24 protein-coding genes and 1 pseudogene are annotated in these 15,104 nt (G+C 63.2%); all 25 read right to left on the bottom strand.

Going from position 1 to position 15,104, the window contains the following annotated elements; all coding sequences use genetic code 11:
* Positions 1-116: 116 nt before the first annotated feature.
* The 25 genes and pseudogenes from L0C21_RS03705 to fusA all read right to left on the bottom strand — a co-directional run bounded on the left by L0C21_RS03705 (position 117) and on the right by fusA (position 15,084).
* The gene (locus tag L0C21_RS03705) at positions 117-770 is read right to left on the bottom strand and encodes an adenylate kinase (RefSeq protein ID WP_259277081.1); all 654 of its coding nucleotides are present in this window, start codon (positions 768-770) and stop codon (positions 117-119) included.
* Positions 771-2,117: a preprotein translocase subunit SecY gene (gene secY, locus L0C21_RS03700; protein WP_259277080.1), complete on the bottom strand. Its 1,347-nt coding sequence runs from the start codon at positions 2,115-2,117 to the stop codon at positions 771-773.
* Positions 2,118-2,128: 11 nt separating this feature from the next.
* Positions 2,129-2,587, bottom strand: a complete 459-nt coding sequence (rplO, locus tag L0C21_RS03695; RefSeq protein WP_259277079.1) for a 50S ribosomal protein L15 — start codon at positions 2,585-2,587, stop codon at positions 2,129-2,131.
* Positions 2,588-2,697: 110 nt separating this feature from the next.
* The gene (rpmD, locus tag L0C21_RS03690) at positions 2,698-2,886 is read right to left on the bottom strand and encodes a 50S ribosomal protein L30 (protein ID WP_259277078.1); all 189 of its coding nucleotides are present in this window, start codon (positions 2,884-2,886) and stop codon (positions 2,698-2,700) included.
* Between the two features lie 20 nt (positions 2,887-2,906).
* Positions 2,907-3,446 (bottom strand): annotated as a pseudogene (rpsE, locus tag L0C21_RS03685) (30S ribosomal protein S5); the annotation flags it as partial.
* Positions 3,447-3,490: 44 nt separating this feature from the next.
* Positions 3,491-3,847, bottom strand: coding sequence for a 50S ribosomal protein L18 (gene rplR, locus L0C21_RS03680; RefSeq protein ID WP_259277077.1), 357 nt, complete (start codon positions 3,845-3,847; stop codon positions 3,491-3,493).
* A gap of 11 nt (positions 3,848-3,858) precedes the next feature.
* The gene (rplF, locus tag L0C21_RS03675; protein WP_259277076.1) at positions 3,859-4,392 is read right to left on the bottom strand and encodes a 50S ribosomal protein L6; all 534 of its coding nucleotides are present in this window, start codon (positions 4,390-4,392) and stop codon (positions 3,859-3,861) included.
* Between the two features lie 12 nt (positions 4,393-4,404).
* The gene (gene rpsH, locus L0C21_RS03670; protein ID WP_259277075.1) at positions 4,405-4,803 is read right to left on the bottom strand and encodes a 30S ribosomal protein S8; all 399 of its coding nucleotides are present in this window, start codon (positions 4,801-4,803) and stop codon (positions 4,405-4,407) included.
* A gap of 16 nt (positions 4,804-4,819) precedes the next feature.
* Positions 4,820-5,125 (bottom strand): 30S ribosomal protein S14, encoded by a 306-nt coding sequence (gene rpsN, locus L0C21_RS03665; protein ID WP_259277074.1) that lies wholly within the window; start codon positions 5,123-5,125, stop codon positions 4,820-4,822.
* Between the two features lie 19 nt (positions 5,126-5,144).
* Positions 5,145-5,726 carry a 50S ribosomal protein L5 gene (gene rplE / locus L0C21_RS03660; RefSeq protein ID WP_259277073.1) on the bottom strand — a complete coding sequence of 194 codons (582 nt, stop codon included), beginning with the start codon at positions 5,724-5,726 and terminating at the stop codon, positions 5,145-5,147.
* Entirely contained in the window at positions 5,719-6,039 is a 321-nt protein-coding gene (gene rplX, locus L0C21_RS03655; protein WP_259277072.1) for a 50S ribosomal protein L24, read from the bottom strand. The genes rplE and rplX overlap by 8 nt, the downstream gene beginning before the upstream one ends.
* Positions 6,039-6,407, bottom strand: a complete 369-nt coding sequence (gene rplN / locus L0C21_RS03650) for a 50S ribosomal protein L14 (RefSeq protein ID WP_259277071.1) — start codon at positions 6,405-6,407, stop codon at positions 6,039-6,041. Before rplN ends, rplX begins: the two co-directional genes overlap by 1 nt.
* A complete protein-coding gene (gene rpsQ / locus L0C21_RS03645) occupies positions 6,404-6,673 on the bottom strand; it encodes a 30S ribosomal protein S17 (protein WP_259277070.1) in 270 nt (89 codons plus the stop codon). The genes rplN and rpsQ overlap by 4 nt, the downstream gene beginning before the upstream one ends.
* 11 nt (positions 6,674-6,684) lie before the next feature.
* Positions 6,685-6,882, bottom strand: coding sequence for a 50S ribosomal protein L29 (gene rpmC, locus L0C21_RS03640; protein WP_259277069.1), 198 nt, complete (start codon positions 6,880-6,882; stop codon positions 6,685-6,687).
* Positions 6,883-6,899: 17 nt separating this feature from the next.
* Positions 6,900-7,319 carry a 50S ribosomal protein L16 gene (gene rplP / locus L0C21_RS03635; RefSeq protein ID WP_259277068.1) on the bottom strand — a complete coding sequence of 140 codons (420 nt, stop codon included), beginning with the start codon at positions 7,317-7,319 and terminating at the stop codon, positions 6,900-6,902.
* A 66-nt stretch (positions 7,320-7,385) separates the two neighbouring features.
* Positions 7,386-8,081, bottom strand: a complete 696-nt coding sequence (gene rpsC / locus L0C21_RS03630; RefSeq protein ID WP_259277067.1) for a 30S ribosomal protein S3 — start codon at positions 8,079-8,081, stop codon at positions 7,386-7,388.
* Complete coding sequence (rplV, locus tag L0C21_RS03625) at positions 8,081-8,461, bottom strand: 50S ribosomal protein L22 (protein ID WP_259277066.1); 381 nt, start codon at positions 8,459-8,461, stop codon at positions 8,081-8,083. The genes rpsC and rplV overlap by 1 nt, the downstream gene beginning before the upstream one ends.
* Positions 8,462-8,470: 9 nt before the next feature.
* Complete coding sequence (rpsS, locus tag L0C21_RS03620; RefSeq protein WP_259277065.1) at positions 8,471-8,749, bottom strand: 30S ribosomal protein S19; 279 nt, start codon at positions 8,747-8,749, stop codon at positions 8,471-8,473.
* A gap of 6 nt (positions 8,750-8,755) precedes the next feature.
* Positions 8,756-9,592, bottom strand: a complete 837-nt coding sequence (gene rplB / locus L0C21_RS03615) for a 50S ribosomal protein L2 (RefSeq protein ID WP_259277064.1) — start codon at positions 9,590-9,592, stop codon at positions 8,756-8,758.
* A 1-nt stretch (position 9,593) separates the two neighbouring features.
* A complete protein-coding gene (locus L0C21_RS03610; protein WP_259277063.1) occupies positions 9,594-9,893 on the bottom strand; it encodes a 50S ribosomal protein L23 in 300 nt (99 codons plus the stop codon).
* The gene (gene rplD, locus L0C21_RS03605; RefSeq protein WP_259277062.1) at positions 9,886-10,509 is read right to left on the bottom strand and encodes a 50S ribosomal protein L4; all 624 of its coding nucleotides are present in this window, start codon (positions 10,507-10,509) and stop codon (positions 9,886-9,888) included. Before rplD ends, L0C21_RS03610 begins: the two co-directional genes overlap by 8 nt.
* 3 nt (positions 10,510-10,512) lie before the next feature.
* On the bottom strand, positions 10,513-11,241 hold the full coding sequence (gene rplC, locus L0C21_RS03600) for a 50S ribosomal protein L3 (protein WP_259277061.1): 729 nt from the start codon (positions 11,239-11,241) through the stop codon (positions 10,513-10,515).
* Between the two features lie 64 nt (positions 11,242-11,305).
* The gene (rpsJ, locus tag L0C21_RS03595; RefSeq protein WP_259277060.1) at positions 11,306-11,620 is read right to left on the bottom strand and encodes a 30S ribosomal protein S10; all 315 of its coding nucleotides are present in this window, start codon (positions 11,618-11,620) and stop codon (positions 11,306-11,308) included.
* Positions 11,621-11,767: 147 nt separating this feature from the next.
* Complete coding sequence (tuf, locus tag L0C21_RS03590; RefSeq protein ID WP_259277059.1) at positions 11,768-12,958, bottom strand: elongation factor Tu; 1,191 nt, start codon at positions 12,956-12,958, stop codon at positions 11,768-11,770.
* A gap of 53 nt (positions 12,959-13,011) precedes the next feature.
* Positions 13,012-15,084, bottom strand: coding sequence for an elongation factor G (gene fusA, locus L0C21_RS03585; protein WP_259277058.1), 2,073 nt, complete (start codon positions 15,082-15,084; stop codon positions 13,012-13,014).
* Between the last annotated feature and the right edge of the window lie 20 nt (positions 15,085-15,104).

Raw genomic sequence — 15,104 nt, 5'->3', positions numbered from 1 at the left:
CCACCCCGTCAGCGGGGCCAACACCCGCGTTGGGCACGCGTTAAGTTTTTGTCAAGCCGATTCGGAAAGGCGGGGATTATAGGAAGGCTCCCGTCCCCGTCAATCACGGAATCGACTCAGCTCTTTCCGTTCAGGATCGATACGATCTCGGCATAGACCTCGTCTATGTCCGCCATCCCGTCGATCTCTTTCAAAAGCCCCTTCTCCCGATAGTAGGTCGAGATGGGGGCCGTCTTCTCACGATACTCAGCCATGCGCTTCCGGACCGTCTCTTCAGTGTCGTCCGGACGACGCTTGAACTCCGTCGATCCGCAAACGTCGCAGACGCCCGGAGTCGCCGGCTGCTTGAACTTGTCGTGGTAGCCCGTGCCGCACTTGGCACAGGAGAAACGGCCGGTGATACGCTCAACCAGCGCTTCCTCGTCCACCACCAGTTCGATGACGTGCGCCAGGGTCAGGCCCTTGCCCGTCAGCATGGCATCCAACGCGTCGGCCTGGGCCGTGGTGCGCGGGAAGCCGTCAAAAATCACGCCGGCCGCAGTGTCCGGCTGCTCAAGGCGGTCGGCGATCAGGGCCACGATGATGTCGTCGGACACCAGCTGCCCTGCATCCATGACCGCCTTGGCCTTGAGGCCGACCGGCGTTCCGGCCGCAACAGCGGCCCGGAGCATATCGCCGGTCGAAAGCTGGACCATGCCGCGCTCGGCCTGGAGGCGCTGCGCCTGGGTGCCCTTACCGGCACCCGGCGGCCCGAGAAGGATGATGTTCACTTAACGACGCCCCCCACGCAGCTTGGCCTTCTTGATGAGCCCTTCATACTGATGAGCCATCAGGTGACCGTGAATCTGCGCCACCGTGTCCATAGTCACGTTCACGACGATCAGCAGGCTGGTGCCACCGAAGTAGAAGCCTACGCCCATCTCCGCGATCAGCCATTCCGGCAGAAGACAGATGATGGTCAGGTATGCCGCGCCAACGACCGTGATACGGGTCAGCACATAGTCCAGATACTCGGCGGTCCGCTGGCCGGGACGGATGCCCGGAATGAAGCCGCCGTAGCGCTTCAGGTTGTCGGCCGTCTCCTCCGGGTTGAACACAACCGCGGTGTAGAAGAAGCTGAAGAAGATGATGCCAGCCGCGTACAGCGCCATGTAGAGCGGTTGCCCATGGCCCAGCAGCGTCGTCACCGTCTGCAGCCAGCCGTTGCCCTGGCCCGCGCCGAACTGCGCCAGCGTCAGCGGCAGCATGAGCAGCGACGAGGCGAAGATCGGCGGGATAACGCCGGAGGTATTCAGCTTCAGCGGCAGGTGCGAGGTATCGCCCTGGAACATCTTGTTGCCGACCTGGCGCTTCGGATACTGGATCAGGATCCGGCGCTGGGCGCGCTCCATGAAGACGATGCCGAACACCACCGCAACCGCCATCACGCAGATGAAGATGATGGCGAAGGCGGACAGCGCGCCGGTGCGGCCCAGTTCAAACATCTGGGCAAAGGCGCCCGGCAGGGCCGCCACGATGCCGGCCATGATGATGAGCGAAATGCCGTTGCCGATGCCACGGCTGGTGATCTGCTCGCCCAGCCACATCAGGAACAGGGTGCCGCCAATCAGCGTGATGACCGTGGTGATGCGGAAGAACCAGCCCGGATCGATGACGGCCGAGACGCCCTGGGTTGCTCCCCAGCTTTCGAGACCGACAGCGATGCTATAAGCCTGGATGGCGGTCAGGACCACCGTGCCAAGCCGGGTGTACTGGTTGATCTTCTTGCGCCCGCTCTCGCCTTCCTTCTTCAGGGCGGCCATCGAGGGCGACAGGCTGGTCAACAGCTGAACGATAATCGATGCCGTGATGTACGGCATGATGTTCAGCGCGATGATCGACATGCGCTGCAGCGCTCCACCAGAGAACAGGTTGAGCATGCCAAGCATGCCACCCGCGTGCTGCTGGTAGAGCCGCGACAGAGCGACAGGATCAATTCCAGGCAGCGGCACAAACGTGCAGAGCCGGTAGATGATCAGCGCACCCAGCGTGAACCAGATGCGCTGCTTCAGCTCAGTCGCCTTGGAGAAGGCGCCAAAGTTGATGTTTGCCGCCAGTTGCTCGGCTGCAGAGGCCATGCCAGATCGCCTTAGGCCACAATCTCAACCGAGCCGCCAGCCTTCTCGACGGCTTCGATCGCCGCCTTGGAAGCACCGGCAACCTTCAGCTTCAGAGCGGTCTTCAGCTCGCCCTTGGCCAGCAGGCGCACGCCGTCCTTGCCCTTGCCGGCCAGGCCCGCGGCGCGCAGCGCCTCGGCATCCAGCTCGGCGCCGGCAGCGAACTTGCCAGCCTCAACCGCCTTCTGCAGACGGCCCAGGTTCACCTCGGCAAATTCCTTGGCGAAGATGTTGTTGAAGCCGCGCTTCGGAATACGCATGTGCAGCGGCATCTGGCCGCCCTCGAATCCGGCGAGCGCAACGCCGGAACGCGAGGTCTGACCCTTCTGACCGCGGCCGGCGGTCTTGCCCTTGCCGGAGCCGATGCCGCGAGCAACGCGCATGCGGCCCTTGCGGGCGCCTTCGTTATCTTTCAATTCGTTCAGCTTCATGGCTGACTCCGTTTCGCTCCGTCCCCGTACCCGACCAATATCAGGCCGGAGAGGTCAGCTTACAACCTTGAAAGGCGAAGGTGCGACATCCGCCGCACCGTTCCCCGTTCTTACTCGCCCTCGACCCGAACCAGGTGGGCAACCTTGCGAACCATGCCGCGAACCGACGGAGTGTCCTCCAGTTCACGGGTCCGGTGCATCTTGTTGAGCCCCAGCCCGACCAGCGTCGCGCGCTGATCCTTGGTCCGGCGGATCGGCGAGCCGATCTGAGTCACCTTGATGGTCTTCTTCTCGCTCATCTTAGCCTCGCTCGCCCGGATTATTCGGTCTGGGCGTCGGCCTCGACGGCCGCCACCTTGGCGCCAACGTCGCCGCGACGGGCGATGATGTCAGCGATCTTCTTGCCACGACGGGCAGCAACCATCTTCGGGCTGGCCTGGTTCACCAGAGCGTTAAAGGTGGCGCGGATCATGTTGTAGGGGTTGTTAGACCCCATCGACTTGGTCACCACGTCCTGCACGCCCAGGCTCTCGAACACGGCGCGCATCGGACCACCGGCGATGATGCCGGTACCCTGCGGAGCCGAGCGGAGGAACACCTTGCCGGCGCCCCAGCGGCCATTGACGTCGTGATGCAGCGTACGGCCTTCGCGCAGCGGCACGCGCACCATCGTCTTCTTGGCAGCGGCGGTCGCCTTGGAGATGGCTTCCGGCACTTCGCGCGCCTTGCCGTGGCCGAAACCGACCCGGCCCTTGCCGTCGCCGACGACGACGAGCGCAGCAAAGCCAAAGCGCTTACCACCCTTCACCGTCTTCGAGACGCGGTTGATGTGGACGAGCTTTTCGATCAGCTCGTCGCCCTCGCCGCGTTCGCCACGCTGTTCTTTTGGTTCGCGCGCCATTCTTAAAACTCCAATCCGCCTTCACGAGCCGCTTCGGCGAGAGCCTTCACGCGACCGTGATAGATGAAACCGCCGCGATCGAAGACGACCGCGCTGATGCCAGCCGCCTTGGCGCGCTCGGCGAGCAGCTTGCCCACCTCTGCCGCCGCTGCGACGGTTGCGCCAGTCTTGCCGCGCAGCGACGCATCGAGCGTCGAGGCGGCCGCGACGGTGGCGCCCTTGGTATCGTCGATCACCTGAGCGTAGATGTGCTTCGACGACCGGTGAACGGAAAGCCGCGGACGGCCACCCGACTTGAGCCGGAGCTGGGTGCGAACCCGCTGCCGGCGCCGCTCGAACAATGAGAGACCCTTGGCCATTGGTGCACCCCTTACTTCTTCTTGCCTTCCTTGCGGAAGATGTATTCGCCCCGGTACTTGATACCCTTGCCCTTGTAGGGCTCCGGACGACGCCAGCGACGGATTTCAGCCGCCACCTGGCCCACCTTCTGCTTGTCAGTGCCAGAGATCTCGACCGTGGTCTGATCCGGGCACTTGATCGCGATACCTTCCGGGATCGGATAATCGACGTCGTGGCTGAAGCCGAGCTGCAGCTTCAGGTTCGAGCCCTGAACGCTGGCGCGGTAACCAACGCCGTTGATTTCCAGCACCTCGGTGTAACCCTCGGTCACGCCGACCACCAGGTTGTTCACCATGGTGCGCTGCATGCCCCAGAAGGAGCGCGAGCGCTTGGAGTCGTTGCGCGGCTGCACGGAGATGACGTTGCCGTCGATGGTGCAAACCACCTCGTCGGCAATGGTCATGGCCAGCTGGCCCTTCGGCCCCTTCACCGCCAGGTCGGCGCCGCTGAGCGTCGCCGTCACGCCGGCCGGGAGAGCCACAGGTTTCTTACCAATACGAGACATTGCGGCCCTCCGTTAGAACACGGTGCAGAGCACTTCGCCGCCGACGTTCTGCTCGCGCGCTTCCGCGTCGGACAGCACACCCTTCGGCGTCGAAACGATCGAAATGCCAAGGCCGTTACGCACGCGCGGCAGCTCCTTGGAGCCGGCGTAGATGCGGCGGCCAGGCTTGGACACGCGCTGCAGCCACTGAATGGCGGGATCGCCCTCGTGGTACTTCAGCTCGATCCGAATTTCGCGGCGGCCGGGGCCCTGCTCATATTCGGAATAGCCACGAATGTAGCCCTCGCGCTTCAGCACCTCGAGCACGTTCGCACGCAGCTTGGAAGCGGGGGAAACAACGGAGTCCTTGCGGGCCTGCTGACCGTTACGAATACGGGTCAGCATATCGCCCAGGGGATCGGTCATCGGCATTGGATGAGTCTCCCGCTTACCAGCTTGACTTCACGACGCCCGGAATCAGGCCCTGATTGGCCAGTTCACGAAGCGACACGCGAGACATGCGGAATTTGCGATAATAGGCGCGCGGACGGCCCGTGACTTCGCAGCGGTTGCGAATGCGGGTCGGGTTCGCATTGCGGGGAAGCTCGGCGAGCTTCAGGCGAGCCAGGAACCGCTCGTCGTCGGAGAGGTTCTGGTCGTCGGCGGTCGCCTTCAGCCGCGCAAACTTGCCGGCGAATTTCTTCGCCAGCCGCTTGCGCCGCTCGTTCTTATTGATCGAACTCAGTTTGGCCATCTTTTATCCTTCCCGGTGGTCAGGCCGCTTGCTTGCCCTGGGCTTCGCCGGTGAACGGCATCTCGAAGCCTTTCAGCAGAGCACGCGCCTCCTCGTCGGTCTTGGCGGTGGTGCAGATGATGATGTCCATGCCCCGGACCTTGTCGATCTTGTCGTAGTTGATCTCGGGGAAGACAATCTGCTCTTTGAGACCGAGGGCATAGTTGCCCCGGCCGTCAAAGCTGTTCGGGTTCACGCCCCGGAAGTCACGCACGCGCGGCAGCGCGATGTTGATCAGCCGGTCCAGGAACTCGTACATACGGTCGCGGCGCAGGGTCACCTTGCAGCCGATCGGCATGCCCTCGCGCAGCTTGAAGGTCGCGATGGACTTCTTGGCGCGGGTGATGACCGGCTTCTGGCCGGCGATCAGCGTCAGGTCGGCAACGGCGGAGTCCACCTTCTTGCGGTCCTGGGTCGCTTCGCCCACGCCCATGTTGATCACGATCTTCTCGAGCGTCGGCACTTCCATCGGATTGCCGTACCCGAACTGCTTCTGGAGCTCTTCGCGGACCTTGGTCTCGTAGACCGTCTTCAGCCGCGGCTTGGGAGCTTGCTCAGCCATCGATCACCTCGCCCGAACGCTTGGCCACACGAACCTTGCGCCCGTCTTCCAGCACCTTGAAACCAACGCGGGTCGGCTTGCCAGTCTTGGGGTCCTGCAGAGCCACCTTGGAAGCGGCCAGCGGAGCCTCGACCCGCTCAATGCCACCGGCACCCTGGCCCGTCGGGCGCTTGTGCTTGGTGACGACATTCACGCCGGCGACCACGAGCTTGCCTTCCTTCGGAAGAGCGCGGACGACCTCACCGGTCTTGCCCTTGTCGCGGCCCGACAGGACGACAACCTTGTCGCCCTTTTTAATCTTCGCAGCGGACATCAGAGCACCTCCGGAGCCAGCGAAATGATCTTCATGTGGTTCTTGGCGCGCAGCTCACGAACCACCGGGCCGAAGATACGGGTGCCGATGGGCTCGTTGTTCTTGTTGATGAGCACTGCGGCGTTGCGATCAAAGCGGATCACCGAGCCGTCTGCACGGCGGATGTCCTTCGCGGTCCGAACGACGATCGCGCGGTGCACGTCGCCCTTCTTCACGCGGCCCCGGGGAGAGGCCTCCTTGACCGACACGACGATGATATCGCCGACGCTCGCGTACTTACGCTTGGAGCCGCCCAGCACCTTAATGCACATAACGCGCTTGGCACCCGAGTTGTCGGCGACGTCCAGGTTAGTTTGCATCTGAATCATAGCACTACCTCCTGTCTAGGTCGCCAACTCAGGAGACTTTTTTCGAGAACGCGCCACGACTTCTGCTTAGAAATCGGACGGCATTCCTCGATACGCACGATGTCACCCGCCTTCATGGCGTTGTCCGCGTCGTGCGCGTGATACTTTTTGGACCGACGCACGATCTTGCCGTACAGCGGATGGCGCACGCGGCGCTCCACCAGTACGACCACCGTCTTGTCCGCCTTGTCGGACACCACCGTGCCCTGAAGGATACGCTTCGGCATGTCCTGACTCCTTAGTTCGACGCGCGCCGACGCTCGTTCAGGAGCGTCTGGATCTGGGCGATGGTGCGCCGCACCTGGCGGACACGCGCGGTATTGGTCAGCTGGCTGGTCGCCGCCTGGAAGCGCAGCGAGAACTGCTCCTTCTTCAGGCTGGCCATATCTTCAGCGAGCTGATCGTCGGTCTTCGTCTTGAGGTCCGCGAATTTCATAGTTTCCTCCACGAGCCTCACGCGTTTTCGCCAAGGCGGGCGACGAACTTGACTTTGATCGGCAGCTTCGCGGCCGCGCGCTCGAAAGCGCCGCGGGCGACGTCCGCCGGAACACCGTCCAGTTCGAACAGGATACGACCCGGCTTCACGCGGGCTGCCCAATATTCGGGCGAGCCCTTACCGGAGCCCATGCGGACTTCGGCAGGCTTGGTCGAAACCGGAACGTCGGGAAACACGCGGATCCAGAGCCGGCCAGCACGCTTGATGTGGCGGCTGATGGCGCGACGCGCCGCCTCGATCTGGCGGGCGGTGATGCGCTCGGGCTCAAGGGCCTTCATGCCGAACGCGCCAAAGTTGAGTTCGGCGCCGCCCTTGGCCAGGCCGTGAATGCGGCCCTTGTGAGCCTTGCGGAATTTAGTCTTCTTCGGTTGCAGCATTTTCTATCGCCTTCTGACAGAGCCCCGGGGGACCGGGATATGCCCTCGATCAGGCGACGCGGTGGGTTACCGCGCCGGCCGGACCCCCGCGGTCTGAGCCTCAAGCATCAGCTTATCCTGCGCCATCGGATCGTGACCCAGGATCTCGCCCTTGAAGATCCAAACCTTCACGCCGCAAACGCCGTACGCTGTATGGGCTTGCGCTTCGGCATAGTCAACATTGGCGCGCAGCGTATGAAGCGGAACGCGACCTTCGCGGTACCATTCCATACGAGCGATTTCAGCGCCGCCGAGACGGCCGGAGCAGTTGATACGAATGCCCTCAGCGCCAAGACGCAGAGCGGACTGCACAGCGCGCTTCATAGCGCGACGGAATGCCACACGGCGCTCCAGCTGGTCAGCGACCGACTGGCCCACCAGGCGCGCGTCGATTTCCGGCTTGCGAATCTCGACGATGTTCAGCGACACTTCCGACGTCGTGAACTGGCTGATGCGCTTGCGCAGCTTCTCGATGTCGGCGCCCTTCTTGCCGATGATGACGCCCGGACGGGCGGCATAGATCGACACGCGGCACAGCTTGGCCGGACGCTCGATGACCACCTTGGAGATGGCGGCCTGCGGCAGTTCCTTCATCACGAACTGGCGGATCTTCAGATCCTCGTGCAGCAGACGGCCATACTCGGCGCGATCAGCGAACCAGCGCGAATCCCAGGTGCGGTTGATCTGCAGACGCAGACCGATCGGGGAGGTTTTCTGACCCATTAGGCTTGCTCCTCGACTTCACGCACCACGATACGGATGCGGCTGAACGGCTTCACGATCGGGGCGCCACGGCCGCGAGCGCGGGCCATGAAGCGCTTCATCTGCAGCGACTTGCCGACCGAAGCTTCCTTAACGACCAGGGCGTCCACGTCCAGGTTGTGGTTGTTCTCGGCGTTGGCGATGGCCGATTGCAACACCTTCTTCACGTCCCGGGCCATGGCCTTGGGAGAGAAGGTCAGAATGTTGATCGCCTCGGCAACCGGACGGCCCCGAATGAGGCCGGCCACGAGATTGAGCTTGCGCGGGCTACCGCGGACCATCGTATTGACGGCCAGCGCTTCCTTGTCACCCACGCGGCGGGGAGCGGATGGCTTACCCATGCCTCAGCCTCACTTCTTCGATTTCTTGTCGCCGGCGTGGCCGGGGAACGAACGGGTCGGGGCGAACTCGCCCAGCTTGTGACCCACCATTTCCTCAGACACGTAGACGGGGATGAATTTCTTGCCGTTGTAGACGTTGAACGTCAGACCAACGAACTGCGGCAAGATGGTCGAACGACGCGACCAGGTCTTGATCGGCGTCTTTGCGGCACCCGATTCCTGAGCAGCTTCCGCCTTCTTCAGAAGGTGGAGGTCAACGAACGGGCCCTTCCAAACAGAACGTGCCATCTCGCCTTAGCCCTTCTTCTTCGCATGACGCGAGCGGACGATCCACTTGTCGGTCGCCTTGTTCGACCGGGTCCGCTTGCCCTTCGTCGGCTTACCCCACGGGGTCACCGGATGACGGCCACCGGAGGTCCGGCCTTCACCACCGCCGTGCGGGTGGTCAACCGGGTTCTTCGCCACACCGCGGGTCAGCGGGCGCTTGCCCAGCCAGCGGTTGCGACCGGCTTTCGCCAGGTTCTGGTTCGAATTATCCGGGTTCGAAACCGCGCCGACCGTGCCCATGCAGTTGGACTGGATGTAGCGCTGCTCGCCCGAGTTCAGACGAACGATCACCAGACCGCGATCACGACCCACCACCTGAGCGTAGGTGCCGGCGGCGCGGGCGATCTGACCGCCCTTCATCGGCTTCAGCTCGACGTTGTGGCAGATGGTGCCGACCGGCATCTGGCCCAGCTCCATCGCGTTGCCCGGCTTCACGTCGACCTTGCGGCCGGCGACCACCGTGTCGCCCACGGCCAGGCGCTGCGGCGCCAGGATGTAGGCCAGCTCGCCGTCCTCATACTTGATGAGGGCGATGAACGCCGTGCGGTTGGGATCGTATTCCAGGCGCTCGACGGTCGCGGGGATGTCCCACTTGCGGCGCTTGAAGTCGACGATGCGGTAGGTGCGCTTGTGACCGCCGCCAATGCCGCGCGCGGTGGCGTGGCCCTGGTTGTTGCGGCCGCCGGACTTGGTGAGACCCTGGGTCAGGGCCTTCACCGGCTTGCCCTTCCACAGGCCGGAGCGGTCGACGAGCACGAGGCCGCGGCGGGCCGGGCTGGTCGGATTATATTGCTTCAGTGCCATGTTACTTCAACTCCGGCGCCGTAAGGTCGATCGCGCCCTCGGAGAGAGTGACGATCGCCTTCTTCTGGTCCGAACGCATGTAGGGCTGGCCGCGCCAACGCTTGGTCTTGCCCTTCTGCACGATGGTGTTCACGGACTTCACCTTCACGCCCGCGAACAGAGCCTCCACCGCCGCCTTCACGTCGCCCTTGGTCGCACCCAGCGCCACCTTGAAGGTGTACTGCGAGTGCTCCGACCCCAGGGTCGACTTTTCGGTGATCACCGGCGAGAGGATCACGTCATAGTGCTTCAGCTCAGCCATTGAACCGCGCCTCCAGCTTCTCGACAGCGGCCTTGGTCAGAACCAGCGTGTCATGCTTCAGAATGTCATAGACGTTCGCGCCGATGACGGGGAGGGCGTCGATCTTCGGCAGGTTGGAAGCCGCCAGCTTGAAACCGGCGTCAACCGCTTCGCCGTCGATGAACAGGCCGGACGTGATGCCCAGCTTGCTTAGCTTCTCCGCCAGAACCTTGGTCTTGCCTTCGGCAATGGACAGGTTCTCGAGAACGACCAGCTTGCCTTCAGCCTGCTTGGCGGACAGAGCCGTCTTCAGACCGAGAGCGCGGATCTTCTTGTTCAGCGAGATTTCGAAGTCGCGGGCGCGCGGACCGTGAGCCTTACCACCCTTGCGGAACTGCGGAGCCGCCTTGTTGCCGTGGCGAGCCGAGCCGGAGCCCTTCTGGCGGTACATCTTTTTCGACGTCATCTTGACGTCGCCACGCTCCTTCGCAGCGCGTGCGTAGGCGCGGCGGTTGGCCAGCTGCCAGGTCACGACGCGATGCAGAATGTCGGCGCGGATTTCGCGGGCGAAGATTTCCTCGACCAGATCAATCTGGCCGACGGTCGCCGCATCGAGGTTCTTTACATCGACCTTCATGGCTTACTCTCCCGCCTGCTCGGTGGCCGGCGCTTCAGCCGGAGCCTGCTCAGCGGCAGCGGTCAGGACGGCAGCCGGGTACGGCGCAGCCTCGGGGCGCGCCACCTTGGCGGCATCCTTCACCAGCAGCCAGCTGCCCTTCGCGCCGGGGACGGAGCCCTTCACGAAGAGCAGACCGCGCTCGGCGTCGGTCTGAACGATTTCAAGATTCTGCTGGGTGATCCGGCTGGCGCCCATGTGACCGGCCATCTTCTTGTTCTTGAAGACCTTGCCCGGATCCTGACGCTGACCGGTCGAACCGTGGGAACGGTGGCTGACGGAAACGCCGTGCGTGGCGCGAAGACCACCGAAGTTCCAGCGCTTCATGGCGCCGGCGAAACCCTTACCGATGGTGTCGCCCGACACGTCGACCAGCTGGCCCGGCACGAAGTGCTCGGCCGAGATGGTCGCGCCGACATCGACGAGGGCATCCTCGGCAACGCGGAACTCGACCAGCTTGCGCTTCGGCTCAACCTGCTGCTTGGCGAAGTGACCGCGCTCGGGCTTGGTCAGGTTCTTCACCTTCACGGTGCCGGCACCAAGCTGAACGGCGGCGTAGCCGTCCTTCTCAACGGTGCGTTGGGCCACCACCTGGCAACCCTCCAGTGCCAGAACGGTGACCGGCACGTGCCGCCCGTCGTCCTGGAACAGGCGGGTCATGCCCACCTTCTTTGCAATAACTCCGGTGCGCATCGCACCTTCTCTCCTTCTTCAGAGGCTTGCCGGACCATCCAGCAAGCGTGACGCTGCAGATTTCTTAGGCCTGCAGCTTAATCTCAACGTCCACGCCAGCAGCCAGATCAAGCTTCATCAGCGCGTCAACCGTCTGCGGCGTCGGATCGACAATGTCCAGCAAGCGCTTGTAGGTGCGAACCTCAAACTGCTCGCGGCTCTTCTTGTCGATATGCGGCGACCGGTTGACCGTAAACTTTTCGATCCGGGTCGGCAGCGGAATCGGCCCGCGTACGAGTGCGCCGGTCCGCTTGGCGGTCATTGCGATTTCACCCGTCGCCTGGTCAAGCACCCGGTGGTCAAAGGCCTTCAGCCGGATCCGGATGTTCTGCGTTTCCATGGGTCAGACCCTTCGTCAACGTAACTGCACAGTTCCGCTTCGAGTCGTCCGGAAGCGGCCGGCGTTCATATCCCACAAATAGAAAAAGCGAAAGCCGCTCGGGCCCAAAAATCAAAGTTTTTTGAGCCCGAGCGGCGGTAAGCGTTTTTACTCGACGATCTGGCTCACCACGCCGGCGCCGACGGTGCGGCCACCTTCGCGGATCGCGAAGCGCAGACCCTGGTCCATGGCGATCGGAGCGATCAGCTGGACGGTCAGGGTCACGTTGTCGCCCGGCATCACCATCTCGGTGCCTTCCGGCAGAGTGACCTGGCCGGTCACGTCCGTGGTGCGGAAGTAGAATTGCGGACGGTAGTTACCGAAGAACGGCGTGTGACGGCCACCCTCTTCCTTCGACAGGATGTAGGTCTCGGCCTTGAACTTGGTGTGCGGGGTGATGGTGCCCGGCTTGGCCAGAACCTGACCGCGCTCCACGTCCTCACGACCGATGCCGCGCAGCAGGGCGCCGATGTTGTCGCCGGCCTGACCCTGGTCAAGCAGCTTGCGGAACATCTCGACGCCGGTCACGACGGTCTTCTGGGTGTCCTTGATGCCGACGATTTCGACTTCCTCGCCAACCTTCACGACGCCGGTCTCGACGCGGCCGGTCACCACGGTGCCGCGGCCCGAGATCGAGAACACGTCTTCGATCGGCATCAGGAAGGTCTTGTCGAGCGGACGCTCCGGCTGCGGAATGTAGCGGTCGACCTCAGCCATCAGCTTCAGGACGGCTTCCTTGCCGATTTCCGGCGAACGGTCCTCGAGGGCGCACAGAGCCGAACCGGCAACGATGGGAATGTCGTCGCCCGGGAACTCGTACTTGGACAGCAGTTCGCGGATTTCCAGCTCGACCAGCTCGAGCAGCTCCGGATCGTCGACCATGTCGACCTTGTTCAGGAACACCACCAGAGCCGGCACGCCGACCTGACGGGCGAGCAGGATGTGCTCGCGGGTCTGCGGCATCGGGCCGTCAGCAGCGGACACCACCAGGATGGCGCCGTCCATCTGCGCCGCACCGGTGATCATGTTCTTCACGTAGTCGGCGTGACCCGGGCAGTCGACGTGCGCGTAGTGACGGGTCTCGGTCTCATACTCCACGTGCGAGGTGGAGATGGTGATGCCGCGAGCGCGCTCTTCCGGCGCCTTGTCGATGTTCGCGTAATCGACAAAGTTCGCGCCACCCTTTTCGGCCAAGACCTTGGTGATCGCCGCGGTCAGCGACGTCTTGCCGTGGTCGACGTGACCGATCGTGCCGATATTGCAGTGCGGTTTGGTCCGCTCAAATTTAGCCTTGGCCATTGTGCTTTACCTCTTCTCGACAGGTCTTGTTTCGGCGATCTGCTTTAAGTGATTTAAGCGAACTTCGCCTTAACTTCTTCCGCCACGTTGGCGGGCACTTCATCGTAGTGACTGAAAACCATGGAGTATTGCGCGCGACCCTGCGTGAAGCCACGCAGCTGGTTCACATAGCCGAACATGTTGGCCAAGGGAACCATCGCGGTGACGACCTGCGCGTTGCCGCGCGAGTCGGTACCCTGGATCTGTCCGCGCCGCGAGTTCAGGTCGCCGATAACGTCGCCCATGAAGTCTTCCGGCGTGACAACCTCGACCTTCATGATCGGTTCGAGGATCTTGATGCCCGCCTTCTGCGCGACTTCACGCATCGCGCCACGGCCGGCGATTTCGAAGGCCAGCGCGCTCGAGTCCACATCGTGGTACGCGCCGTCCACCAGACGGATTTCAAAGTCGATGAGCGGGAAGCCGATGAGCGTACCGGAGGCCGCCACTTCGCGCATGCCCTTCTCGATCGCGGGGATGTATTCCTTCGGAATGACGCCGCCCTTGATCTCGTCGATGAAGGTGATGCCCGAGCCCAGTTCGCCCGGAGCAACCTGCACCTTCACGCGGCCGAACTGACCCGAGCCGCCCGACTGCTTCTTGTGGGTGTAGTCGATCTCGACCGCCTTCTTGAGCGATTCGCGGTAGGCCACCTGCGGCGCGCCGACGTTGGCCTCGACCTTGAACTCGCGCTTCATGCGATCGACGATGATCTCCAGGTGGAGTTCGCCCATGCCCTTGATGATGGTCTGGCCGGACTCGTGGTCGATCGACACGCGGAAGGACGGATCTTCCTGCGCCAGACGGTGCAGGGCGGTACCCATCTTTTCCTGGTCGGCCTTGGTCTTCGGCTCGACCGCAACCTCGATCACCGGATCCGGGAAGTCCATGGACTCAAGGACGATCGGCTTGTTGTTCACGCAGAGCGTGTCGCCGGTGATGGTTTCCTTGAGACCGCAGATGGCGATGATGTCGCCGGCGCGGGCTTCCTTGATGTCCTCACGGCTGTTCGCATGCATGAGCAGCATGCGGCCGATCTTTTCCTTCTTGCCCTTCGTGGCGTTGGTCACGGTGGTGCCGGACTCGATGATGCCCGAGTAGACGCGAACGAAGGTGAGCGAACCGACGAACGGGTCGTTCATGATCTTGAAGGCGAGGCCGGAGAACGGAGCCTCGTCCGAGGTCTCGCGGGTGTCCTCGCTGCCGTCCGGCAGCACGCCCTGCACCGCCGGAATGTCGAGCGGGGACGGCAGGTAGTCGACAACGGCGTCGAGCAGCGGCTGCACGCCCTTGTTCTTGAACGACGAACCGCAAAGAACCGGCACGAAGTCGAACGCGATGGTGCCCTTGCGGATCAGACGCTTCAGCGTCTCGACGTCCGGCTCCTGGCCTTCCAGGTAGGCTTCCATCACGGCTTCGTCCTGCTCCACGGCGAGCTCGATCAGCTCGCTGCGAGCAACGGCGGCAGCCTCGGCCATGTCAGCCGGGATGTCCTTGTAGTCGAACTTCGCACCCAGCGAGTCGTCCTGCCACACGATGGCGCGGTTGTGCACCAGATCGACCAGGCCGACGAAATCCGACTCCAGGCCGATGGGCAGGTACAGCACCGCAGTGCGGACGCCCAGGCGGTCCTGGATCATCTTCACGCAGCGGTCGAAGTTGGCGCCGGTGCGGTCCAGCTTGTTGACGTAGCACATGCGCGGCACGCGGTACTTGTCCGCCTGACGCCACACGGTCTCGGACTGCGGCTCAACGCCGGCCACACCGTCGAACGCGGTGATGGCGCCGTCGAGCACGCGCAGCGAGCGCTCCACCTCGACGGTGAAGTCCACGTGACCCGGAGTGTCGATGATGTTGATGCGGTGGTCGCGCCAGAAGCAGGTGGTCGCCGCAGAGGTGATCGTAATGCCACGCTCCTGCTCCTGCTCCATCCAGTCCATCGTCGCGGCGCCGTCATGCACCTCGCCGATCTTGTGGCTCTTACCGGTGTAGTACAGGATACGCTCGGTCGTGGTCGTCTTGCCGGCATCGATGTGAGCCATGATGCCGATGTTGCGATAGCGCTCGAGCGGATGGGTGCGGGACATAGTACGATCCTTGGGCGAAC

Source organism: Pedomonas mirosovicensis, assembly GCF_022569295.1.
In the GTDB taxonomy this organism is placed as follows: Bacteria; Pseudomonadota; Alphaproteobacteria; order Sphingomonadales; family Sphingomonadaceae; genus Pedomonas; species Pedomonas mirosovicensis.
This window is presented reverse-complemented; position numbering and strand designations above follow the sequence as displayed.